Origin of the sequence: [Mycobacterium] manitobense, from assembly GCF_025821665.1 — a bacterium.
Classification (GTDB): Bacteria; Actinomycetota; Actinomycetes; order Mycobacteriales; family Mycobacteriaceae; genus Mycobacterium; species Mycobacterium arseniciresistens.
In genome coordinates, this window is record NZ_JACKSJ010000037.1 from 13071 (window position 1) to 35935 (window position 22865).

Annotated in this window: 18 protein-coding genes and 2 pseudogenes; 12 read left to right on the forward strand and 8 right to left on the reverse strand. The window is 66.3% G+C overall.

From position 1 onward, the window contains the following. Positions 1–94 precede the first annotated feature (94 nt). Positions 95–1345, reverse strand: a complete 1251-nt coding sequence (locus H7I41_RS04770) for an amidase family protein (protein ID WP_264011422.1) — start codon at positions 1343–1345, stop codon at positions 95–97. 118 nt (positions 1346–1463) lie between these two features. On the opposite strand from H7I41_RS04770, the gene H7I41_RS04775 reads away from it, so the two are divergent. Genes H7I41_RS04775 through H7I41_RS04785 form a run of 3 tightly spaced genes read left to right on the forward strand, consistent with a single transcriptional unit; the run spans position 1464 to position 4077 of the window. Next, positions 1464–2096, forward strand: a complete 633-nt coding sequence (locus tag H7I41_RS04775; RefSeq protein ID WP_264011423.1) for a DUF1989 domain-containing protein — start codon at positions 1464–1466, stop codon at positions 2094–2096. 2 nt (positions 2097–2098) lie between these two features. Beyond that, positions 2099–3214, forward strand: coding sequence for an NADH:flavin oxidoreductase (locus H7I41_RS04780; protein ID WP_264011424.1), 1116 nt, complete (start codon positions 2099–2101; stop codon positions 3212–3214). Beyond that, the gene (locus H7I41_RS04785) at positions 3211–4077 is read left to right on the forward strand and encodes a polysaccharide deacetylase family protein (RefSeq protein WP_264011425.1); all 867 of its coding nucleotides are present in this window, start codon (positions 3211–3213) and stop codon (positions 4075–4077) included. The genes H7I41_RS04780 and H7I41_RS04785 overlap by 4 nt, the downstream gene beginning before the upstream one ends. Positions 4078–4081: 4 nt before the next feature. Here H7I41_RS04785 and H7I41_RS04790 read toward each other — a convergent pair whose 3' ends face one another. Next, positions 4082–5641 carry a PucR family transcriptional regulator gene (locus H7I41_RS04790; protein ID WP_264011426.1) on the reverse strand — a complete coding sequence of 520 codons (1560 nt, stop codon included), beginning with the start codon at positions 5639–5641 and terminating at the stop codon, positions 4082–4084. A gap of 108 nt (positions 5642–5749) precedes the next feature. Here H7I41_RS04790 and H7I41_RS04795 point away from each other — a divergent pair, with 108 nt between their 5' ends. Together H7I41_RS04795 and H7I41_RS04800 are read left to right on the forward strand one after the other, a co-directional pair. Further along, on the forward strand, positions 5750–7168 hold the full coding sequence (locus tag H7I41_RS04795) for a cytosine permease (protein WP_264011427.1): 1419 nt from the start codon (positions 5750–5752) through the stop codon (positions 7166–7168). Further along, on the forward strand, positions 7165–7746 hold the full coding sequence (locus H7I41_RS04800; protein WP_264011428.1) for a VOC family protein: 582 nt from the start codon (positions 7165–7167) through the stop codon (positions 7744–7746). Before H7I41_RS04795 ends, H7I41_RS04800 begins: the two co-directional genes overlap by 4 nt. Before the next feature lie 212 nt (positions 7747–7958). On the opposite strand, the gene H7I41_RS04805 is transcribed toward H7I41_RS04800, so the two are convergent. From H7I41_RS04805 to H7I41_RS04820, 3 genes are all read right to left on the reverse strand, one after another. After that, positions 7959–8171: a hypothetical protein gene (locus H7I41_RS04805; protein ID WP_264011429.1), complete on the reverse strand. Its 213-nt coding sequence runs from the start codon at positions 8169–8171 to the stop codon at positions 7959–7961. Between the two features lie 882 nt (positions 8172–9053). After that, positions 9054–9938, reverse strand: coding sequence for a helix-turn-helix transcriptional regulator (locus tag H7I41_RS04815; protein ID WP_264011431.1), 885 nt, complete (start codon positions 9936–9938; stop codon positions 9054–9056). A 94-nt stretch (positions 9939–10032) separates the two neighbouring features. Further along, positions 10033–10857, reverse strand: coding sequence for an SDR family oxidoreductase (locus H7I41_RS04820; protein WP_264011432.1), 825 nt, complete (start codon positions 10855–10857; stop codon positions 10033–10035). 114 nt (positions 10858–10971) lie between these two features. Here H7I41_RS04820 and H7I41_RS04825 point away from each other — a divergent pair. Continuing rightward, positions 10972–11052, forward strand: a pseudogene (locus H7I41_RS04825) (YnfA family protein); the annotation flags it as partial. A gap of 28 nt (positions 11053–11080) precedes the next feature. Here H7I41_RS04825 and H7I41_RS30395 read toward each other — a convergent pair. Together H7I41_RS30395 and H7I41_RS04830 are read right to left on the reverse strand one after the other, a co-directional pair. Further along, positions 11081–11206 (reverse strand): annotated as a pseudogene (locus H7I41_RS30395) (isopenicillin N synthase family oxygenase); the annotation flags it as partial. Positions 11207–11473: 267 nt separating this feature from the next. Beyond that, positions 11474–12508 (reverse strand): LLM class flavin-dependent oxidoreductase, encoded by a 1035-nt coding sequence (locus tag H7I41_RS04830; RefSeq protein ID WP_264011489.1) that lies wholly within the window; start codon positions 12506–12508, stop codon positions 11474–11476. 502 nt (positions 12509–13010) lie between these two features. On the opposite strand from H7I41_RS04830, the gene H7I41_RS04835 reads away from it, so the two are divergent. Beyond that, on the forward strand, positions 13011–13466 hold the full coding sequence (locus H7I41_RS04835) for a GNAT family N-acetyltransferase (RefSeq protein WP_264011433.1): 456 nt from the start codon (positions 13011–13013) through the stop codon (positions 13464–13466). Positions 13467–13720: 254 nt separating this feature from the next. Here H7I41_RS04835 and H7I41_RS04840 read toward each other — a convergent pair whose 3' ends face one another. Further along, positions 13721–14611: a helix-turn-helix domain-containing protein gene (locus H7I41_RS04840; protein ID WP_264011434.1), complete on the reverse strand. Its 891-nt coding sequence runs from the start codon at positions 14609–14611 to the stop codon at positions 13721–13723. A 127-nt stretch (positions 14612–14738) separates the two neighbouring features. Between H7I41_RS04840 and H7I41_RS04845 the strand changes: the two genes are divergently transcribed. The 5 genes from H7I41_RS04845 to H7I41_RS04870 all read left to right on the forward strand — a co-directional run bounded on the left by H7I41_RS04845 (position 14739) and on the right by H7I41_RS04870 (position 22818). Further along, entirely contained in the window at positions 14739–15644 is a 906-nt protein-coding gene (locus H7I41_RS04845; protein ID WP_264011435.1) for an MBL fold metallo-hydrolase, read from the forward strand. 25 nt (positions 15645–15669) lie between these two features. Continuing rightward, the gene (locus H7I41_RS04850; RefSeq protein WP_264011436.1) at positions 15670–17109 is read left to right on the forward strand and encodes a carboxylesterase/lipase family protein; all 1440 of its coding nucleotides are present in this window, start codon (positions 15670–15672) and stop codon (positions 17107–17109) included. Positions 17110–18767: 1658 nt separating this feature from the next. Further along, on the forward strand, positions 18768–19019 hold the full coding sequence (locus H7I41_RS04855) for a hypothetical protein (protein WP_264011437.1): 252 nt from the start codon (positions 18768–18770) through the stop codon (positions 19017–19019). Positions 19020–19518: 499 nt separating this feature from the next. Next, positions 19519–22155, forward strand: coding sequence for a helix-turn-helix transcriptional regulator (locus H7I41_RS30140; RefSeq protein ID WP_308214584.1), 2637 nt, complete (start codon positions 19519–19521; stop codon positions 22153–22155). A gap of 366 nt (positions 22156–22521) precedes the next feature. Further along, on the forward strand, positions 22522–22818 hold the full coding sequence (locus tag H7I41_RS04870; RefSeq protein WP_264011439.1) for a hypothetical protein: 297 nt from the start codon (positions 22522–22524) through the stop codon (positions 22816–22818). The last annotated feature ends 47 nt before the right edge of the window (positions 22819–22865 follow it).

Sequence of the window (22865 nt, forward strand, 5' to 3'; positions counted from 1 at the left end):
CTTGCCGACGCGCGCGCCTGATGGAGGCGATGAGGTCTCCTGCTTCTTCGGCGCCATCCCGAAAAGACAGGTCGGCGACATCGACGACATCCACCTATTCGATCGCAGCTTGCACGGTCATCGCCGCCGTCAGGAGGCGACGGTCGTGGCCAAAAGGTGCGGACAGCAGCATCCCGATAGGCGATCGGCCGAGCGGCAGGCTGATTCCGCAGGTCCCGAGATAGCTGAGGACCATCGTCGTTCTCAGAGTGCTGGCGTTGGCGGCGTCGTATACCTGCTCCGAGGTCAGGAGGTCCGCGATGCGTGGGGGTGCGTGGCGCACCGTGGGGCAGAGCAATAGCCCGCCGCCGAGCTCAGTCGCGAATTGCCGGCGCAGGGCGGGCATCGCCTTGCGAACGACGTCGACGGTGTGCTCGAAACGGGCGCTGGCGACGAGGCGACGCCGAGTGGCGGGCTCGATGTCCTGCGGCTGCTCCAGCAGCCGGCGATAGGTCGCGTACGCGTCGGCCCCGACGATGGTGCCGTGAGTGTCGAGAAGATGTTGCGCCTGCCGAAGAGAGGGCACCTCGGCGGTGGTCACAGCGCCCGCCCCGCGCAACCGGTCCACGGCCGCTGCGAACGCGTTCGCGACCGCATCGCTGCATTCGTCGATCAGCTCGCCGGTGGGGACGACGAGGCGCAACTTCGGGGAATCGACGTAGTCGGCGTCGGACGCGAGTGCCCGGTCGAAGTCAAGGATGCGCGCAACCGTCTTCGCGATGACGCCGACGGTGTCGAGAGCAGGCGACAGCGGATGAAAATCGTTGCGACCGTAACGGTTGAAGCTCGCGCGGAAGCCGACACAGCCCGTGAACGCCGCCGGAACGCGCACCGATCCTGACGTGTCGGTGCCCACCGCCAACGGCGCGATGCCGGTCGCTACCGCCACCGCAGCACCCGACGACGATCCCCCGGGAACCAGGCCCGGGTCTATCGGATTGACCGGGGTGCCGAACGCGCGGTTGATTCCGAGACCGGAGAACGCGAACTCGCTGAGGTTCGTCTTGCCAACCGTCACCGTGCCGAGATTCGACGCCCGACGCACCAGCGCACCGTCAGCCGTCGCGGCGTCCCCGTGTCGACGCGACGCGGAACCGAGGGTTGTCACCGTCCCGGCAACGTCGAAGACGTCCTTCCAGACAATCGGCAGTCCGTCCAGCGCGCTCAACGGGCGGCCGGTGCGCAGCCGTTCATCGCTGAGCTCGGACTCGCGACGCGCGCGTTGAGCGGTCACCGTGATCATCGCGGCCGCCTCGGAATCACCGGCCCGCTGCAACGCCAGCTCACATCGTCGGCGGGACAGCATGCTCACAGGCTAGAGGCGTGCGCGAGGTGACGTGGGTGGAGGAACCTCCAATCCATCCCGCCAAACGGTGGATCATCGGCCATGCCGTTCACCGCGGCCTTCCCCGTTGACTCACCACATGGAGCTGACGAACACCAACGCGCGGCGGGTCGTTCCCGCGGGAACGGGACGCGCGGTCCGGTTAGCGCGCGGCGCGCGTCTTCGAGTCGTGGACCTCGAGGGTGGTCAGGTCGGGGATCTCTTCGCGTTCGTCGCAGACGACCCCGAGGAACACCTCTCGGCATCTCACACCCGAACGAGTACCGGGCGACTGTTTCCGCGGGCGGGTGAGCACTTCGTCACCACCCGGCGGCGGCCCATCCTCACACTGATCGAGGACACCTCACCGGGTGTCCACGACATGCTCATCGCCGCGTGTGACGCGGCCCGGTACCGAGCCCTCGGCGCGCCGCATCATCCGTCGTGTGCGGACAACCTCCGAACGGCACTGACTTCTGTCGACCTTCACTGCGAGGTGGTGCCGCAGCCGGTCAACGTCTTCATGAACATCCCGGTCAGCGGGGGCGGCGAACTGCGCTGGCTTCCCGCCGTCAGCAGGCCAGGGGATTCAGTGACCTTCGAAGCCGAGCTGACTTCGGTCGTCGTCGTCTCCGCCTGCCCGATGGACCTCAATTCCATCAACGGTGAACGTCCGACCGCGCTCGCCCTGGAGATCACGCCACCGAATCACGCCACCAAAGAGGAGACCTGAGAATGCCCATCAACCACGCCGCCCTGACGCCTATGCACATCGGAACCCTCGAGTCGAGGAACCGGTTCGTCGTTGCGCCGATGACCCGGGTCTCGGCCACCCCATCCGGCACACCGACCGATGAGATGATCGACTACTACCGTGATTTCGCCCGCGGCGGGTTCGGCGTCGTGTTGACCGAGGGCCTCTACACCGACACCACCCACAGTCAGGCTTACCTCAACCAGGCCGGAATCGCGACGGATGAGCATGTAGCGGCTTGGCGTCGCGTCGTCGATGCGGTGCACACCGAGGGCACACCCTTCATCGCTCAGCTCATGCACGCCGGCGCGCTGTCGCAGGGAAACGCCTACGGTGCCGAGACCATCGCGCCCTCGGACGTGGCGCCGCGTGGCGAGATGCTCAGCGAGTACGGCGGTTCGGGTCGCTGGCCGACGCCTCGGTCCATGACGGCCGCCGACATCGACCGAGTAGTCGACGGATTCGTCGCCGCGGCCACCCGCGCGAAACAGGCCGGCTTCGACGGCGTCGAGGTGCACGCGGCGAATGGGTACCTGCTCGACCAATACCTCACCGACTACACCAATGTCCGCGACGACGACTACGGCGGCCCGATCGCCAACCGGGTCCGATTGACCACCAGGGTGATCAGCGCGATCCGCCGCGCCCTGCCGGACGGATTCGTGGTCGGTGTCCGGCTCTCGCAGACCAAGGTCAACGATTTCACCTACCGCTGGCCGGGGGGCGCAGCCGACGCCGAGATCGTCTTCGGCGCATTGACCCGGGCCCATTACCTGCACATCGCCAGCGAGGGGCGCGACTTCATCGAGACCGCGCGACTGGACGACGGCCGGACCATCACCGAGGTCGCGCGCGCGGTCACCGGGCTGCCGGTCATCGCGAACGGCGGCATGCACGACCTCGACCAGGCGGCCGCGGTGCTGGAAGGCGGCCACGCCGACCTGTTGTCAGTCGGGCGCGGCGCGCTCGCGAACCCGGACCTGCCCAATCGAGCGGCGGCGGGTGTCGGCCTGGAACGGTTCGACCATGCGATGCTCTCTCCCATGGCCACCATCGCCAACTCCCGTGCGTGGCGAGCCACGCACGCGCTCCGATGACCACGCAGTGGCACGGGGGTGCCGCGGCGGTGGCCACGCTCACCTTCGACGTGGACGCCGAGACGCCGATCCTCGCCCAAGGCCGGGGCTACGCCGATCATCTGATGACTATGTCGCACCAGTCCTACGGGCCCGATGTCGGTGTTCCGCGCATCCTCGACATGCTGGCCGAGGTCGACGTTCCCGCCACCTTCTTCGTGCCGGGCTGGGTCGCCGAGCACCGACCGGGCTTGGCGGCTGCGATCGTCGAACGCGGCCATGAGGTTGCCCACCACTCGTACAGCCACCGTTCCCCGGTCACCATGACGGACGCCGAGGAACGGGTCGATTTCGTCCGGGCGCTCGAGGTGTTCGCCGAGCAGGGCATCGAGATCCGCGGACACCGTGCGGCGTTGTGGGGGGCGAGTTGGCAGACGCCGTCGCTGATCGCCGAGCACGGACTGGCCTACGATTCGTCGCTGATGGGTGACGACCGGCCGTACCGCATCGCCACCGCTTCCGCTCCGATCGTGGAGTTGCCCGTGCACTGGTCGCTTGACGATTGGGAGCAGTACGCCTACCTGCCCGACCCCCACATCGGTTCGGTGATCGAGTCGCCGGTCAAAGTGGCCGAGATGTGGCGGGCGGAACTCGACGGGATGCGCGAATACCGGTGCCTGTTCAATCTCTGCGTGCACCCGTTCCTCTCGGGCCGGCCCAGCCGCATCGTGGCCTTGCGTGGACTGATCGAGTACGCAAAGGAAACGGGCGACGTCCGGTTCGCGCGTTGCCGTGACGTCGCGGACGCGGTGGAGGCCGACTCGTCGATGCGACCACGGGTACTCCGCCGGCCCTATGCCCCGGCCGACGTCTACCCGGATTAGGCGGTCAGCTCAGGGAGTCCGCTTCGAGCGCGAGGAACAGGTCGACACGGTCCTCGATCCGCGTGACGTCGCGACCGGTGAGTTCACCGATCCGAGCCACCCGATTGCGCAGGGTGTTGACGTGAACGAACAGGTCGTTCGCCGTGGCGGACCAGTGTCCGTCGTTGCCGAGGAAGACTCGCAGCGTGCGCTCCAGGGCAGTGCCGTGCAGGTCGTCGTGTGAGCGCAGCGGGGCGAGGACGTCGTCAGCGAACCGGCGCAGGACCGCTCGGTCGTGCAGGCCGAGCAGCATGCGGTGGGTACCCACGTCGGCGAACGTTCCGATGCGAGAACCGGTGCTGCGCCGACGCATAACGTGGCACACCTCGCGTGAGCCGACCAGCGGCTCGCGCAGTGCCGCGGAATCAGCGGCGATATCGCCGATGCCGATGACCGTGCGATCGGTGGGGAAGCGGGCGGTCACCGCGGCGGCGAGGTCTCCAGCCAGTGCCCGCAGCGCCGCGGCGCCCTCGCCCCAGGGGAACACCGCGACGGTGTCGCTACTGCCCGCAACCACGACCGCGGGCATGCCACGCCCGGTGAAGAACGACTCGATCTCATCGGTGGACCCGGCGGGCCGCAGCCGGTCGTCACCCACGACGATCGTCATCACGCCCAGGCGACCCGTCGGGTCGATGCCGAACGCGCGCAACCGGTCCTGTACGTCCGCGTTGCGGGCCGCGCCGGACAACACCATCTCGAGAAGCTCGCTGGCGAAGCGGGATTCGATCGCCTGCAAAGCCTGTTGCCGCGTGACTTCGAGGCTGAGGAAGCGGGCGGCCTGTTCGATCGCGTCGCGCTCGATCGCGGTCAACTCGGCGAGCGGGCTCATGCAGAACAGTCCCGCATCGACGTCGCCGACGGCGCCCTCGACGAGGAACAGGGCGGCGCGCCGACCGCCGGGCAACTCCACTTCCAGCGGCGGGGGGTGACGGGCCAGGGCTTGGGCGGCGAGGCGGTCGAAGTCGGCGTCGACATCCGCGGTCGTACCCGCCAGGCGGCGGCCGACCCGGTCGACCACGGCGAGAGGGAGATCGTGGTCGCGGCGCAGCACCTCGAGGACGCCTTCGGCACCGCCGCCACGCGAGATCGACGTGGCAAGCGCGTTACCTCGGCGCACCAGGCTCGTCAGTGCCTCCTGGCGGCCGGTACTCCGGATGCGTGCGGCGGCCTCGGTGATGGCAGTGAAGGGCACCGCAATGGAGACCGTTGCGAGGGGTAACGCGGCGTCGGCGCACGCCCGGACGAGATCTTCTGGGGGAGAATCGATTTGCTCAGTCAGGCCGAAGACCAGAGCGGATGCGCGTGCCGCGGTGAGGGATGCGACGAATTGCTCGGCGGCGACATGGGAGCGCCAGAGTCCGTTGGTGAGAACCAGCTCGGTGGGCCGGATATACGGCGACGGGTCAGCCAGTTCGGTGTTGTGCACCCAGAGCACCTCGCGGTCGACGGCGGCATCGGATCCGGCCACGATCAACGTCAGTTCGAGGGCGGGGTCCTCCAGGAGGGAGCGCAGACTCAACATCGGTGTCGCTACCTCCAACTCAGGCCCCCGATAATGGACGTTTATACACTCCTCGCGCCGGTACGACGGTGTTTCGATGGCGACAACCACATCCTCGAGGAGTCCGCCATGACCGCCAGTCCACAGTCCTCAGTCGCCCCGTCCGATGCGGCGTCGACCGGGACCGCCGTCCCGTTCGACGCACACGGCATCGAGCCGATCCCCGACGGGAGTCGTGACTGTTCGCCGTGGGAGCTGTTCTGGATCTGGGCCGGCGCGAACATCGCCCCGATCAACTGGGTACTCGGCGCGCTGGGAATCACGCTGGGGCTGAGTCTGGTCGAGACGCTCATCGTCGTCGCGGTCGGGAACATCATCGGATGCGCGGTCTTCGGGCTGTTCAACGTCATCGGCCACCGCACCGCGGTGAATCAGATGGTGCTGGGCCGGGCCCCCTTCGGCTCGGCCGGGGCAGCGGTGCCCGGTGTCGTGCAGTTTCTTCTCACGATGGGCTGGGTCGGCGTCAACACGTGGGTGGTTCTGGATCTCGTCATGGCGATCCTCGCCGAGGTGGGGCTCACCGGCGGAGTGTGGCTCGACGTCGCCGTCGCTGCGGTGATCATGGCGATACAGCTGGGCCTTGCGCTGTACGGCTTCTACGCCATCCGCAGCTTCGAGAAGTACACCGTCCCCGCCACGGCCGCGGTGATGGGCGTGATGACCGTGCTCGCCATCGCGACCACCGATGTCGACTGGACCCTGCAGGGTACGGCCGCGACCACTGCGGACGAGGTCACGGCGATCACCCAGTTGCTCACCGCGATCGGCATCGGTTGGGGTCTGACCTGGATTCCCTATGCATCCGACTACAGTCGGTTCGTCCGGGTCGGCACCCCGTCGCGGACCGTGTTCTGGTCCTCGGCGCTGGGCATGTACATCCCTACGGTGTGGTTGGCGGTGCTGGGCGCGTGCCTGGCCAGTGCCGGTAGCGGCAGCGATCCGTCGACGCTGGTGGTCAGCACCTTCGGCGTCATGGCGATTCCCGTACTGCTGCTGCTCGTTCACGGCCCCATCGCCACCAACGTGCTCAACCTCTATTCCTGCGCGCTCGCCGCGCTGTCGATCGGGATGCGCGCCGCTCGATGGAAAGTGACTCTGGTGGCGGGGGTTTGCGCGTCGGCGGTGCTGGCGGTGTTCGTCGAGGCCGACAGCTTCGCGCACGCCTTCGACAACTGGATGGTGTCCATCCTCGTGTGGATCAGCCCGTGGGCCACCATCGTCGCGGTGGACTACCTCGTCCTGCGCGGTGGCGCGTTGGATGTCGGATCGTTGTACTCGTCGCCCGGCTCGAAGTCGTTACCGCGTTACCGTGCAGCGGGACTCATCAGCCTCGGCGCCGGCGTCGTCGCGGGCTGGGCCTGGCAGTATGGACTGGTGTCCGCGATGCAGGGTCCTCTGGCAACGGCGTTCGGCGACACCGACTTCTCCTGGCTGTCCGGCAGCGTCGTGGCGGGCGGCCTGTACCTCACGCTGAGCAGGCGCGCGTGAGCGCCGATCGATTGCCGGCCGTGCTCAGCGCCACCCGGCTGTCCAACAGCTTCCTGGGAGAATTGATCGAGATCTGCATCGTCACCGCCGATCACCGCCGCACCATGGAGGGCCTTGTGCGGCTGGGGATCGGGCCGTGGCGGGTCTACACCTTTGACTCCCGGACCGTGACCGACCGCACCTACCGCGGAGCCGCCGCCGACTATGCGATCAAGGTGTGCTTCGCCGACGTGGGCAACATCGCGGTGGAGATCATGCAGCCGCTGTACGGGCCGTCGATCTTCCAGGAGTTCCTCGATACTCACGGGGAGGGCATTCAGCACATCGCCTTCGACTGCGAGCAGCGGCCCTGGGGTGAGCGGATCGCCGATTTCGCCGGACGCGGATTCCGAATGGTGCAGTCAGGCCGCTTCGTCGACGAGAACGCGTTCGCCTTCTTCGACACCGAACGGGACACGGGTACAACGTTCGAGACGTATTCGATCCCGCCCGGTTTCGTCTGGCCCGAACCCGAGGAGTGGTTTCCGGCACCGCCTCCGCAGGGCCAGGCGCCTCCCGTGCGCGAGCAGCGCGGCTGAGCGTTGACCGGCGGCGCATTGTCCATACAGGTAGGGGCACCCGACGTTGTTTTGTCCAGCGTCCCCGCCCGCCCCCCAGCCTGACTCAGCACCCAGATACCCATAATCAAGCCGTGTTTCGTGACATTGGCGCACGCTGGGTTCAACCCAGTCGCCACCGAACACGGTTGTCAGATTCGAGCGGTTCGACTGTCAGACGGGAGGTCGGTATGTCACACAGCGCGAACGGCGACGACGGTCTGTCGACGATCGTCGCCGCAGTGGGCGACGAGTTCCCGTGCCATCGCCACCGTGCCGATCGCGAAACTACGTGGCGGGCCGATGACCGACGTTTCGGCGCTCAGATCGGTCAGCTGGAGCGAGCTGCCATAGAGACGATCTGGAGCAGGCGGGCTACCAGCCTTGACCGCTGGCACGAGAATCACGGCCCCAGTCAAGGTCTCGGCGACTGGCCTCAGCATGCGACCGGTCGTCCTCGCCAGCGCCAGGTGAGCGTTCGCTCCGCCCGGTAATCTGCAGGACTCCTCGAGGCCGCCCACGACGACGACGGCCCCCGGATTGCTCCGGGGGCCGTCGTCGGTGGTGCGTGGTGTTACTTGACGCTGACGGTGACCGTCGGGCTGAAGGTGGAGTTGTTCTTGTCGTTGGAGCGGATCGCGTCGGGGCGGATGCTGGCGTTGGGGCTGACCGAGACGACGCGGGCTTCGTCGAGCGGGACGTCGTTGAGGCGGTTGACCTGTACGCGGTAGCCCTGCGAGCGGAGNTCTTCGATGGCTTGTTCGGCGTTGCCGGGGCCGCTGGGTGCGGCGGCGGCGGGGCCGGCGAGGCCGATGAAGGCGGCGGCGAAGGCGCTGGCGGCGATGGTGGCGAATCCGAACTTGTTCATGGTCGTGCTTCTTTCTTGTCTCGAGGTTCGAGCCGTGGCGGAGAGGTCGCGGTTCGGACGCGGTGTCGGCCGGTTCTTGNTGGTTCTCGTTCCGGTCTGACCCGTTAAACCGGCAGGTCAGGGGTTTAATTCCGCTGGCAGAAATTGATCGACCGGTGGCAGGAAGTGAACGCATCGGTGCCGATGCCGGAGAACCGCGAGCACCCGCCGGGGGTCTGCGATGCCGCACGCGCAGCCGCACAGTCCCTCGAGCCGATGGCGCGGCTACGGCTGAGGACCAGCGAAACCGGATCCCGCGATCAACTCGTACCGATCGTCGTCCACCTTGCGAAGACACATGGGTGTGAGGACCTGGACGCCATCGGCGACTCTCCACCCTTGCTATGAGCGCCGGTGTCAGCTGGGAACGTAGTCATCCGCCTCAGGCGTTGAGCTCGGTCTCCAACGTCTCTTCGCGGGCCCACGACGCCAACCGGGCCAGACTGTCAGCGGCCGGCCCCTCTGCAGGTGCCGTGTACACGTTCAGCTGCAGGCCAGGGTCGGTGGGCAAATCCATGGACTCGAAGTTCAGGTCGAGCCGGCCCACCACCGGATGGTTCACATGCTTGCTTCCATGCCCCTTCACCCGCACGTCCCGAGTTGCCCACTGCCGCCGGAAGAGCTCACTACACATCGATAACTCGCTTACCAAGGCAATGAGCTCCTCGTCGTGGGGATGATGGCCCGCTTCCATGCGCAACATCGCGGCCGCATTTCGCGTCGCCTGGTCGTAGTCGACGAAGAACATCTCGGCTTCCCGGGGCTTCAAGTACACGAACCGCGCCAGGTTGGCGGGCCGTCGCGGGTCGGCCAGTATCGGTGCATACAGCGCGCGACCAAGGTGATTCATGGCGAGCACGTCATGGCGCCCATTACGGATCAACGCCGGCGCACCGGTGAAGGCTTCGAGCACATCCTTCAGCGCCGTGCGCACCGTCGCGGGAGGTGTGTCGTGCCGTCGACCGCCGGACTCCCCGGACTGGCTTGCGAGATGGAACAGGTGATCGCGCTCCGCGTCGTTGAGTTGTAGGGCTGTGGCGAGCGCGTCGAGCACGCCCTCCGAGGTGCCGGCGAGGCTGCCGCGCTCGATGCGCACGTAGTACTCGACCGACACCCCAGCCAGTAGTGCTACCTCCTCTCGCCGCAGACCCTCAACTCGACGTCTGCCACCGAAGGTGGGCAGGCCGGCATTCTCGGGTGCGATGCGGGCGCGACGCGACCTCAGGAACTCTCGGATCTCGGTGCGCAGATCAAGCGTGGCGGCCATTCACTGATTTTAGGCCCGCACGAAACCGAAGGGTGTGCCGACAATCCCCAGAGCCTCGGCGTCTATCAGGGCGGTCGGTGTCGGCGCCCCTGGCTCACGCGGTAGTGGCGATCCCTCCGTCGACGGGGATGATGGTGCCCGTCAGGTACGCGCCGGCCCGGCTGGCGAGGAACACCGCGACACCGGCCATGTCGTCGTCGCGGCCGATCCGGCGCAGCGGGGCCGACGCCGCGATTTCCTCGCCGAACTCGTCGAGGGTGTCCGCCATCATCGTCGACGGGAACGGTCCCGGCGCCACCGCGTTCACCGTGATGTGCTGCGGGCCCAGCTCCTTGGCGAGCACTCTGGTGAGTTGATGCAGCGCAGCCTTGCTGCTGGAGTACGAGTAGTTGGGCCGCGCGGGGATGTGGATGGCGGCGATGCTGCCGATGTTGATGATCCGCGCGGGGTCGTCGGCGGTCCCAGCCCACCGAAGTGCAGGCAGCAACGCCTGCACCAGCCAAAACGGCGACTTCAGGTTGAGGTCGATCACCGTGTCCCAGGCAGTGTCTGGGAACGTCTCCAACGGCTCGTCCCACAGCGCACCCGCATTGTTGACGAGGAGGTCGAGACTCCCGAAGTCGGCCGTGACGAGTTGAGAGAGGCGCTCACACTCCTCGTGCCGGGACAGGTCGGCGGGGACCGCCCGGACGTCGCCGAATTCGGACAACTGTTCCTGCGCCTGAGCGCACACCTCCTCGTTGCGTGAGCTGATGATCACGCGAGCGCCCGCCTGCAGAAGCCCGCGCGCAATCATCATCCCGATGCCCCTCGTGCCGCCGGTAACCAGGCCGCGCTTGCCACTTAGATCGAAGAGCTCTGTCTGCGTAACGAATTGGGTGTTGACCACGTGGCTCGTTTCTCCGCTTCTCGGCTTCATTGCTTCTCTCCAATCAAGCTAGGCGGCATTCCCGAGCCCAAAGAGATCCCCGCAGTACGGGTACTGCCAGGGTCCCCCAGGTTTGGTCGCAACAACGCGGCGGCAATGACGAAGGGTTACCGCCCCGACCGGTCGGACATCATCGGCGCCCTTGGCTGCGTGGCCGGCGTGCACGTCATCACGTATGCCCCATGAGACCTGACACTGCACAAGCGATCACTGTCACAGTCCGCGCAGCGACCTCAGGGGTCTGCACACGGTGCATTGTGGAGATCCAGCGGTCGTTGGCTCTAGAGCGGGCCAGCGCGTCACCGAGGATGACCAGTAGCGCGCCGTCGGCGGGCCGAACCCAGCAGTCGGCGCCACTCCGGTGCCGCGTATCGGAACGAATATGACGGGATCGAATATGGCGGATTACCAGCATGCGCGGGATAGCCTGTTGGACATCTGAATACGGGGTTGACGAGGGCCGATCAGAAACTCCGCCAGCCAGTGGCTCTCGCGACCACATCAAAGAATTGCGGTGGATTGTCGGTGCAGTCGGCGGCCAAGCTGGGTGCAGCGTTGGCTCGTCACCCAAGACGCGCAACGGCTTGAATCCCAGACCTGCCACGCCTTAACCCGTGGACGCGCCCGCGAAACTCGGCTCCCATCCCAGCGCCGGGGCCACGTAGCGGGCAAAAGTCTCGAGAATGTGTAGGTTCAGGTCCACCCCGAGCTGACTGGGAATCGTGAGCATGAGCGTGTCAGCCGATTGGATTGCGGCATCGGCCTTCAATTGATCGATGAGGACGTCGGGATCGGCAGCATACGTCTTGCCGAAGGTCGAGCGGAACCCGTCGATGATGCCGACCTGGTCCGCCGAATCGTCTCCCCGCGGGCCGAAGTAATGCCGGTCCAGTTCCGTGACCAACGGGAAGATGCTGCGAGTTACCGAGACTCGCGGAGCACGAGTGTGACCTGCGGCCACCCATGCCGCACGGAACTGGTCGATCTGCTCAGCCTGGAGGTCTGCGAAGGCATCCCCGGTGGCCTCGGTCAGCAGCGTCGAACTCATCAAATTGACGCCTACGGTGCCCGCCCATCTCGCGGTCTCCCGCGATGCGGCGCCCCACCAGATACGCTCTGCCAGTCCTGCCGATTGCGGCTCGATGCGCAGCTTTCCGACTCGCCCAAACTGTCGGGGATCGGCGTCGGCGATACCCTCGCCGCGGACGGCACGCAGGAACAGTTCGAACTTGTCCCGGGCGATGTCGGCGCCACGCGGATCGGTGGAATCGCTGTAGCCGAAGGCCTCCCAACCGCGTAGCGCCGGCTCGGGCGACCCGCGACTGACTCCGAGTGCCACCCGCCCCTCGGAAAGCAAATCGAGCGCAGCCGCCTCCTCAGCGAGGTGGAGCGGGTTCTCATACCGCATGTCGATCACACCGGTTCCAACCTCGATGTGACGAGTACGGGCAGCGATCGCAGCAAGCAGCGGCATGGGGGCAGCGGACTGCCGGGCGAAGTGGTGAACGCGAAAGTATGCACCGTTGACGCCTAGTTCGTCGGCACCTGTTGCGATATCCACTGCATCGCGCAGCATGTCTGCGGCGCCGGACCCACCGGCGGATGCGTAGTGCCCAAAGCTCAAGAATCCGAAAGCTTTCACGGCGGCATAAACCTCATTCACCGTTCAGGTATTCCCGGGTCTTGGTCAAGTTCACCAGCCGGAAGTAGGAATCGGAGCGGGCGCCAACACAGCGACAGCGTGCTGGCCGCTGGACGAGTCGACACGCGCGCGTTCGTGTCGTCGTGTCGGACGTGCAGGACACTGACCGCTCGGGAGTACTCAACACGTACATGCGGGCTTTCGGTCGGCGAAGCGGGTCGTAGGGCGGATTGGCTGGTCCCGCGATATGCGGATTGCCTTTCGCTTCACTGCGAGTCAGCACCTCGCCCATCAGGGTGGGGCTGTCTGCGTCGCAGCGCTCGTCATGTGTCGTACCCGGGCAGATCCACACGGGGCTGGTGACCGGTCGCGTCGACCTCGTCGGGTTCGGCCCGACCCGCCGACGCGTCGTCCCAGCGCGCGATCATCGTCTGATGGGTCCAGGCAGGCGATATTGCTCACGCGGGTGAGCTGGAGTCATGGCGGTGCGTAATCTGTCCTGGTGGTGATCCGTCTTGCTACCTCTGATGACGTCACCAAGATCACGCAGATAGTCGGCGACGCGTACAGCCCGTTTGTTGAACGCATCGGCCGCGCACCGGCCCCGATGAGCGTCGACTACTCCGACGTCGTCGCGCGTGGCTCCGCGCGCGTCCTTGTGGACGACGGGGAGGTTGTAGGAGTGCTGGTCATCCGGACCGACTTGGATCATCTGTCCATCGAGAATGTGGCTGTCGCGCCGCGCGCGCAGGGCCAGGGCCATGGGCGTGCGCTTCTGTCCGACGCAGAAGGTCTGGCGCGTGAATGCGGGCTCTCCGAACTGCGGCTGTACACCAATGAGGCAATGACCGAGAACCTCCGGCTCTACGCGAGATTGGGCTATGTCGAAGTGGACCGCCGGCGGGTGGACGGCTTCTCTCGCGTGTTTTTCGTGCGCGCAGTCGAACCTCGTGGTTGAACATTCACTCGGGACAGTGGCGTCGGCCGTGGACTTCAGTGCCAAACCATGCCACGGTTGGCGGGAAGTCCCTGAGTGAAATGCTTTATGAGAGAGAATTTCTCGAGAGAGGCAGGCTGCGGACGGCGGATGCAAGAGGTTCACTTGCGAATAGGACCAAGGCGGCGCCGACAGTCAGCTTGATGAGGGGGGAGCGTTCCAGCCCTATGCCGTCGACTCGCTCTCGAATGCCGCAGCTCGGCGCCCGGATGAGCTCAAATGCGGGATCTGTCGGAAGGCTCGCGGTCGAGCATGGGTGTGCCCAGAGTTCGCAGCAGCGCCAGCGCCCGTTCCGATGGTGACCCCGCGGCGGTGGTGATCACGATCAGACTCTGACCGGGCGAGCGCGCAATGGTCAGGGTCTGCTGAGTGACAGTCAGGGCGCCGACCACAGGATGGTGCAGGTCGTAGGTCGCGGCGTCGCAGGGGGTGATCCGATGATCGCCCCACATGGTGACGAACTCCGGACTCTTCATCGTCAGCTCACCGATGAGGGCGGCAAGGTCACGGTCGTCCGGATGGCGTCCCATGGCGATCCGCAGATTGCCCACCACTGCTCTGGCCTTGCGTCGCCAGTCCGTGTAGAGCTCGCGCTGGTGTCCGTCCAGGAACACCATTCGGCTCATGTTGGGCCGGTTCACCACATCGTCCACGGCGGCCCGGTCCACATGTCCAGCCAGCAGCGCGTGCCCTAGGTGATTCCAGGCCAAGACATCGGTGCGCCGGCCCAGAACCAGCGCCGGCGTCCCGTCGAGCGCGCGCATCAGGTCCCGAGTCTCGTCGCTCACCTTCTCCGGCCGCGGGCGCCGCAGCCGAGCTGCCCGCCGGGCAGCCCCGGCCAACCGTTCGAGGTGTTCACGTTCGTGCGTATCCAGCTGCAGCGCACCAGCAATCGCTTCCAGGACCTCGAGTGAGGCACCGCGGGAGATCCCCTGCTCGAGCCGCGTGTAGTAGGACACGCTGACTCCCGCCAGGTACGCGACCTCGTCGCGACGCAGACCCTGCACCCGCCGGCGCGCACCGAAGTCCCGCACACCGACGTCCTCGGGGCGGGTACGTGCCCGGCGCGCCTGCAGGAATTCTCCGAGTGGCCCAGGTCCGTCCATCTCTTCAGTATCCGTGCGCAGTGGGATCCCAGCCACCCCCTGCCAGGGGTAGGACCGACGAGGTGTGGTTGGCGACCGCGCCCGTCGACAGACTCGTGTGAGTACCGGCGATGACCAAGGAAGTCACATGGAACAGATCGAATTGGGCGACGTCACCGTCACCCGCGTCAAGGAGTACTACGGCTCCGTGGACATGGGTCCCGCGGACTTCTTCCCAGAGAGCGCCAAGCACGACTGGGAAGCCAACAAGCAGTGGCTGACCCCCGATTTCTGGGATCCTGGAACCGATCAGTGCATCTCGGCGATCCAGACCTGGGTGCTGCGCAGCGAGGGCCGGACCATCCTGATCGACACCGGTGTCGGCAACCACAAGGAGCGGCCGTATGTCCCGGTGTGGAACCAGCTCGACACAGCGTTTCTCGACAATCTGGCCGCCGCAGGCGTAGCGCCCGAGAACGTCGACCTGGTGATCAACACCCACCTGCATATCGACCACGTGGGGTGGAACACCCGCCTGGACGGTTCGACGTGGGTGCCCACATTCCCGAATGCGACCTACCTGATGCCACAACGCGACTTCGACTTCTGGAACCCGGCCAACGTCCACAAACCGGCTGCCAGCCGCGGAAGTTTGAATGTGTTCGAAGACAGCGTCACCCCGGTCCACGAAGCCGGGTCGACACGTCTGTGGGATGGGACCTACCAGATCGACAAGAATCTACGGCTGGACCTCGCGCCCGGACACACCCCCGGCTCGTCGGCCCTGACCTTGGAATCCGGCGGAGACCGTGCGGTGTTTGTCGGGGACCTCATCCACACCCCGCTGCAGATCGTCACACCGCACACCAACAGCTGCTTCTGCGAAGACCCCGCGGCATCACGCAACACCAGGCACAAGCTGCTGGGCCGCGCCAGCGACGACAACGCGCTCCTCTTTCCGGCGCACCTCGGCGGACACGGCGCTGTCGAAGTGGTCCGCGACGGCTCCAGCTTCGCGATCAAGGGCTGGGCCGGCTTCGCCCGTATCAGTTGATCGTCCGTCACTTCAGGAGGACCTTTTGTCTCAGAACAACGCTCCCGTCGTCCGAACACCGGCCGGCGCGGTGCGCGGAGTCTGCGACCATGGCAGCGAGCGCTACCGGGCCATCCCCTACGCCGCCACCCCGACGGGGGCGGCCCGCTTCGGCCCGCCGGCACCGCACCCGGGTTGGCGCGGTGTCCGCGACGCGACCGGTCCCGGGGCGACGGCGCCACAGCCCATCCGAGACTTCGGTGCACTCGACATGCGGCCCTACTTCGGCCCCGGGTGGGTGCGCGGCACGGACTATCTGACGCTCGACGTTCACACTCCCGCCGCCGACGATGCGGCGCGACCGGTGATGGTGTTCGTCCACGGCGGCGGCTTCGTCACCGGGTCGTCGCAGGCCTCGCTGTACGACGGCCATGCGTTCGCCCGTGACGGCGTGGTGCTCGTCATCCTCAACTACCGCTTGGGGGTGGCCGGGTTTCTCGATGTCGGCGGGGCGCCGCGCAACCGTGGACTGCTTGATGTGCTGGCCGCCCTCAAGTGGGTTCAGGACGCGATCAGTGCGTTCGGTGGTGATCCCGCCAACGTGACCGTGTTCGGTCAGTCCGCGGGCGCCACCCTGGTGGGGGCTCTGCTCGCCACACCGGAAGCCACCGGGTTGTTCCAGCAGGCCATCATGCAGAGTGGCAGCGGCACAGGGGCGTTCACACCGGAGCAGGCGGAACGGGTCACCCGCGCGGTCGCTACCGAGCTGAGCGTGAGGGCGACCGCGGACGGGTTGGGGAACATCTCAGACGAGCAGTTTGTCGCCGTGCTACCGAAGCTGGCTGGCCTGGACCTGCAGACCGCCTCCGACGTAGATCCGCTGGTAGGTCTGAGCCCGTTCAGCCTCGTCCTGGACGACCAACCCGCCGACGCACTAGCCAAGGGCCCCGCGGCAGATGTCGCTCTACTGATCGGCACCAACACCGAGGAGGGCAACCTCTACCTCGTTCCGCAGGGCCGGTTCGAGACGTCGATGCACGCGGACGTTCTAGCCGTGGCGGCGCGGAGCCATGCAGACCCCCGGACCGCCATGGATGCCGTGGCGGCTCGGCTGCCCCATGCCACCCGCGGCCAGCTCCGTTCGGCCCTGCTCGGTGAGGCGCTCTTCGGAGCCGGCTCGGCCCGGATGGCGCGGGCTCACGCGTCGATTTCACCGCGAGGCACCTATGTCTACCGGTTCGGGTTCCGCTCGAACGCGGTCGACGGCAAGCTCGGAGCGGCGCACACGGTGGAGCTTCCCTTCGTCTTCGACATCGCCGGTTCGCCCTGGTTGCACGGGGAGGCGGGGCTGCTCGGCCCCGATCCCGTTCCGCATGGCCTTGCGGGTGAGATGCATCGGTCCTGGGTCGCGTTTGCCCGCAATGGTTCTCCAGGCTGGGATGCATACCGCGGGGCGGCCGGTGTGATCGAGCACTTCGGGGACTGAGGCTTCGCCACGCCATTCACAACCGACCTGCGAACGAGGATGCAGTTCTCGCGACCGTGCGACGGACGGTCACGGGCCGCCCTGCAGGCCCGAGGGAGTTGGCAGGCCGAAGCCGCTGACGTCGATTTCGGCTTGCGTTGTGAGCTGGACGCCACCGATCAGCCGTGTCCAGACTCGCGATACGCTCTGCAGCACGCTTTCCAATGGCGCGCCATCACCCGACATGCGCTGGTCCGGGAGCGTTGGCTGAGCGCAGTGCTGCAAGTGGGGTCTTGAGAAGCACCGGGCGCCCATCGTTGAATTCGATGACGTTGGCGCTCCGCGTCGGGTAGGCGTTTCGTCCCTACTGCGCGGCGGTGAGGGCCTGTCCGGATGATGCGGCATCGTCGCGAGGACGTTCGGCGCCACTGACCGCCCAACTGTACGTTCGTACGGCGTTGCAGGTTCCCATTTTTCCTGTCACATGCCGACCCGTTGACCTGCGAGGATGCGGTTTGTCCCAGGCGGTGTCATTCGGAGTTTGTCCCAAGTTCGTGTCATTTCCTCTAGCCGCCGAAATGATGGGCCGCAGAGGTCGCGGTCAGTCGCGCAATGCCGAGCTGTCAATTGGTCGCGATCAGTCACAGTGACGGCCCTGGAGGTTGTTCTGCGCGGTGTCAAAACCGCATCTTGCTAACAAGGAATGGGCAGGCCGGTGAACATGTCCCGGCCACACTCAACGCGGACGGAACCCGCCGGTGGGTTCGGACCGTCCCATAGATTGCTGTGTTCGACCTTGAAAGTGCCGTCTAAGGATCTATATGGCACATTGCCCATCCCGGGGGCAACGCGGTACCACGTGTGGCACACATTCATGTCCCAGGCGCCGGGGCTGATACCCGGTCCGGGAGGAGAAGCCAACGACATCCCCGGGCACCACGTGTGCGCGCCCGGTGGGTTGGCCGCAGCGGTGCCCGTCGCGAGGCTCAGGCCGACCGCCGCGAGACTGACCGACGTCAGCGCCCCGGCCAGCATCCGTTTGGTGTGCATGTTGTTATCCCTTCGTTTGACGCAACGTCGATTGCGGCGTCGTCCCGGGAAGTACACCCGGGCAGTATTGCGTACCGATCCCAAGAAAGTGGATCGTGGCGCCACGCCTGCACGTACGCGGGCGCTTCGTCTGCAGACGGTGCACTGGCGGTGCGGTCGCGGTGCCTACGGCCGTATGGGTGGGGCGGTATCGCTGCACCGGGGCGCCAGTCACGGCGACTGTCGTCGCGATCCACGAGACTCGGTGCATGGCCGGTGCCTTTCGTTGTGCCGCAGGGTCGACGTGCGCTTATGGCAATCACCGCGCAGTGCATTGTGGTCAGCCGACCGGCACCGGCGCATGAGGCATTTACCTCAAATTGGCCCAGTAGCCCGGGCGGAGGAACGTCGTGAAGAAACGATGCAACGGTTCGGCGAAGCCGTACCCATCCGATTAGCGGCTGGCCCGACGTGCTGAACGGGGCTGCGCCGCGCATTCGGACGCCGACGCTCATCCACGCTCAGGCCTGGGTGGGTGCGAGACAGCCAGGTTGAGACCTGCCCCCAGGGCATCGTGGATGGCATGGCAATGATTTCTCGGGAGGCCGCCGCCGAGTTCTGCGGCGCTCGGGCTGTGCAGTGCCACCGCCGTGGGTCTTGATGCGCTGCACATCGGGGCCCTCGTCCTTGGAGTTGGGGCGATGGACCCTGCGAAGCTGACCTGCGCCGGGCCCTCCGCGTCTGGTCAACGGGCCTGCGCGCACTCGCTCGCCGCACTGGTGACCCGTCTGCCGAACACGCCTGCAATCGTGGTCAACGACATCGGTGATGTACTCAACATCAACGATCTGGCATGTGAGTTGTTCTCCGAGTTCATCATTCGCGACACGTGGTACGGATGACGTTCCTCGATCCGGCAGCACGGTGGTGCGTGGACGCCTGGCGTGATCAAGCCCGTGGTGCATTCGGGACTCTGCGCCCTCGCGAGCGGATTGAGCTGGGTAAGATTCAGCAGCGGGTTCAAGCGCAGCTCCCGCAAATATCGACCGGATCGAACGACGCTTCTCCGACACCTCCACCCTTGAACAGACGGTGGATCAGCTCGTCGCGCTCATGCGGTTCAACGGTGCGAAGGGTCCCGCGATGTCGAGCTGAGCTGATGCCCTGACGCTTCTCTGTCACCCACCGACGCCTAATGACAGAGGGTTACGCGGTCGCGGCGGCCCGCCGCCCACTCGACAGCGACGAAATCGACATCCAGACATGACCGCACGTGCCTTTGACGTGCCTGCGTTGCAAGCGTGGACGGACGCTTGCTGAGCTAAGCTCTTGACCGCATTCGGACCTGACATCGGCTTGCCGTCGCCCGCGGCAAGCCGCTTGCGCACCGCCAGGAGGACCGTGGCTCCAAGGGATCGACTGTTCGAGCGCGATACGGCGTTTGCGGGATTGAACCAACGGCTGCGGGCGGCGACACGTGGCGACGGCCGAGTGGTGTTGCTGAGCGGAGAGGCTGGAGTCGGAAAGACCACGGTGATCGCACGGTTCGTCGCCGGAGTCGGCCACCAGGTACGTGTGCTCCGGGGATGGTGCGATCCCCTTGCGGCGCCGCGACCGCTGGGCCCGTTGATCGACATGCTCGCGAGAACGCCGGGTGACCAGACGGCCGCGCTGCGCGCATCCGTGGACGCGGGTGACCTCGAAGCGATCTACGCTGGACTGGTCGACATGTTCGACGACAAGACCGCTTGGGTCTGCGTCGTCGAAGATGCGCACTGGGCCGATGGAGCGACGCTTGATCTTCTGCGCTTCCTGTCCCGCCGTATCGACTCGCTGCCGCTACTGCTCCTGGTGTCGTACCGCGATGACGAGATCGGCAATGAACACCCCCTTGCGCTGCTGCTGGGTGATCTGGCCACTTCTGCCGCGGTGACACGCATCGGCCTCCAACCGCTCAGCGAGACGGCAGTAGCCGAGTTGGCCGTTGGCAGCGGCGTCAATGCCGACCAGCTGCACCGGCTCACCGGCGGAAATCCCTTCTACGTCACCGAGGTATTGGCCGCAGGCTCCGACGCGCTGCGCGACGGCGGATTGCCGAATAGCGTGTCCGACGCGGTCCGTGGGCGGCTGGGTCGGCTGTCCAGCGATGGGCGCGAGACCGCTTATGCGACCGCCGTATGCGGCCCGCGGACCAGCTTGGCGCTGCTACACAACGTATGTGCTGCCGCCGGTGCAGGACTCGCGGAATGCCTCGATGCCGGCGTGCTCGTCGCAGACGCCGACACCGTCGGATTCCGCCACGAGTTGGCCCGCCGCGCGGCGCTTGATCAAATCCCCGCCTACCAACGTCGGGTGTTGCACAAGCGAGCATTGGCAGCTCTTGCCGAACTGCCCATCGCCCCGGACAGCCTGTCGGCGTTGGCGTTCCACGCTCATGAAGCCGGTGACACCGACGCTGTGATTCGCCACGGGCCTCCAGCCGCCGAGCAGGCTCTACATCTTGCCGCGAACCGGGAAGCCGCGGCGTTGTACGCGTTGACACTGCGTCATGCAGACACCGCCGCCGCCGAACAGAAGGTCGACTGGCTCGAGAAACATGCCCTCAGCTGTTGGCTGAGCGGACACGCCGACGGGGCGGTGTCGTCATGGCGGGAGGCGATCGCGGTGCGTCACGAGTTGGGCGACCGGCTCGGCGAAGGTCACGATCTGTGCTTGCTGTCCCAGCAGCTATATGCGCTGGGCGGCACACGAGAGGCCACCGACGCCTGTGCGGCTTCGCTGCGGCTGCTGGAAGACGTGGGACCATGCCCGCAGCTGGCCTGGTCACTGGCCACGATGGCCATGATGACGGCATTCGGTTTCGACCGCGCCTGCGGTGAGTACGCCAGCCGCGCCATCAGCCTGGGCACCCAATTCGGTGATCCCGCAGTGGTGGTGCGGGCCCGCTTCTCCGCCGCGCTGGCCAGCGTACTGAGCACCGACACCGGGTGGGATGAGGTGGAGGCGGCCTGGCGCGACGCGATGGTCACCGACGGGCTGTCCGAGCAGTCCGGCCTGAACGGCTCACTCATGTCCTGGTACGCGGCCGTCAAACACGACCTCGACCGCGCCGACGGCTACATCGCCGAAACCTCCGCGTTCTGCGCCGATCATGAACTTGGAATGTTCGAAGCGATCACCACCGGCGCTGCCGCCCTCGTGGCGTTGCACCGTGGCGACTGGACGACCTCATTGACGTGCGCCGAGGACGTGCTCACCCGCCCGGGCCTGGGCACACCACAGCGAATCCTGCCGCTGATCAGCGCGGCGTTGATCCACGCACGCCGAGGCGAGCAGCCCGTGGCCGCGCTGCTCGACGAGGCACTGCGCGCGGCCGACCCCGATGACCTGGCTCGGCTCGGCGTGGTCTGGGCTGCTCGGGCCGAAGCGGCATGGCTCGCGGGCGACGACGTAACCGCTCGCGCCGAAGCCCAGGCCGGCCTCGCGGCGGCCACCGAGCATGCCGACCCGTGGTTGGTAGGCCACCTGCGCCGGTGGGCCCATCTGGCTGGTGGTCCGGTCGACGATGCGCCGACCGCCGACACGGTCACGCCGTATCGACTCGAAGTCAGCGGCGATTGGGCGGCCGCACTCGCCGATTGGACCCGCCTTGGCTGTCCCTATGACATGGCTATCGCCGGGCTCGGCGGTGACGTCGACGCCGTCGCAGCCGCTCTGGACACGTTCCGCGGCCTGGGTGCACGCGCCGCCGCGCGCCGCGCGCAGGAACGCCTCGCGCAACTACGCGGCCGCAGCCCAGATACCCGTCGCAAAGCCACCATCGCCGATCCATACGGACTCACAGAACGCGAACGCGAAGTACTCGAAGTCCTTGCAGGAGGCCACAGCGATGCCGAGATCGCCAGTGCCCTGTTCATCAGCCCCAAGACGGCCAACCGGCACGTAGGCGCGATCCTCTCCAAACTCGGCGTGCGAAACCGCACGCAAGCCGCGGCCTACGCCCACCGACAGTTGCCACCGGAGCCGCAGAACTCCTAGCGCACCGCGCCTTATGGCGGGGCACCGTGTGCAGCAGCAACGCGCTCGGTCGGCGGTTCTGCGGCCAGCGCCGTCGTAGCCGAGTGAACGACGGGCCCAGCACGTTGTGGTTCGATTTCGCGCCGAACAACCGAAGAGCAGATGTCGACATGGATTGCCCGGCGCATCTGCGCCTTAGGCGTCGAGCCGCAGGTCTCATCGCGAGTCGGTGTATACACCTCGAGCTGAGCGGATCCGAAGTTTCTCGGCGGATAGGAAACCCTTCCCTATCGGGACTGGAATCTGGCTTTCCAGCGATCACCAAATCGCCGGTTGGTCGCGACCATTTCCTCACAAGCTTGAGAACCAACCAGAAGGAGACAGCTCATGAAGAAACACACCCTGCTCAAAGGAGCGACGGCTGCCGCACTGCTGTCGGCGACCCTCGTGGCGCCAGCAGTCGCCGGGCTCACCGCAGGCACTGCCAGCGCTCGGCCGATCGAGAACACCGTAGGCGGTAATTGTCGTGCGTCCGGTGGCGAGTGGCAGTCATTCTGGGGCGCCGGCAGCTATATCGGCGGCACCTGTACGTACGGCGGCAATTACCGCGCCCACTTCGACTCTCACGATATTCAGTACATGACAGAGAAGAAGATCAAGGGCAAATGGGTCGTAGTCGACTAACCGCTGGCCACACATCCGAGCCGAATTACGGCGGGTATGAGGTGAAC

Bases quoted from the DNA above. Each gene is read 5' to 3' on its own strand.
- H7I41_RS04845 (WP_264011435.1), top strand. From the start codon at position 14,739: ATGGAACAGATCGAATTGGGCGACGTCACCGTCACCCGCGTCAAGGAG.
- H7I41_RS04790 (WP_264011426.1), bottom strand. From the start codon at position 5,641: ATGTTGAGTCTGCGCTCCCTCCTGGAGGACCCCGCCCTCGAACTGACG.
- H7I41_RS04775 (WP_264011423.1), top strand. From the start codon at position 1,464: ATGGAGCTGACGAACACCAACGCGCGGCGGGTCGTTCCCGCGGGAACG.
- H7I41_RS04780 (WP_264011424.1), top strand. From the start codon at position 2,099: ATGCCCATCAACCACGCCGCCCTGACGCCTATGCACATCGGAACCCTC.
- H7I41_RS04820 (WP_264011432.1), bottom strand. From the start codon at position 10,857: ATGAAGCCGAGAAGCGGAGAAACGAGCCACGTGGTCAACACCCAATTC.
- H7I41_RS04795 (WP_264011427.1), top strand. From the start codon at position 5,750: ATGACCGCCAGTCCACAGTCCTCAGTCGCCCCGTCCGATGCGGCGTCG.
- H7I41_RS04870 (WP_264011439.1), top strand. From the start codon at position 22,522: ATGAAGAAACACACCCTGCTCAAAGGAGCGACGGCTGCCGCACTGCTG.
- H7I41_RS04840 (WP_264011434.1), bottom strand. From the start codon at position 14,611: ATGGACGGACCTGGGCCACTCGGAGAATTCCTGCAGGCGCGCCGGGCA.
- H7I41_RS04785 (WP_264011425.1), top strand. From the start codon at position 3,211: ATGACCACGCAGTGGCACGGGGGTGCCGCGGCGGTGGCCACGCTCACC.
- H7I41_RS04815 (WP_264011431.1), bottom strand. From the start codon at position 9,938: ATGGCCGCCACGCTTGATCTGCGCACCGAGATCCGAGAGTTCCTGAGG.
- H7I41_RS04770 (WP_264011422.1), bottom strand. From the start codon at position 1,345: ATGCTGTCCCGCCGACGATGTGAGCTGGCGTTGCAGCGGGCCGGTGAT.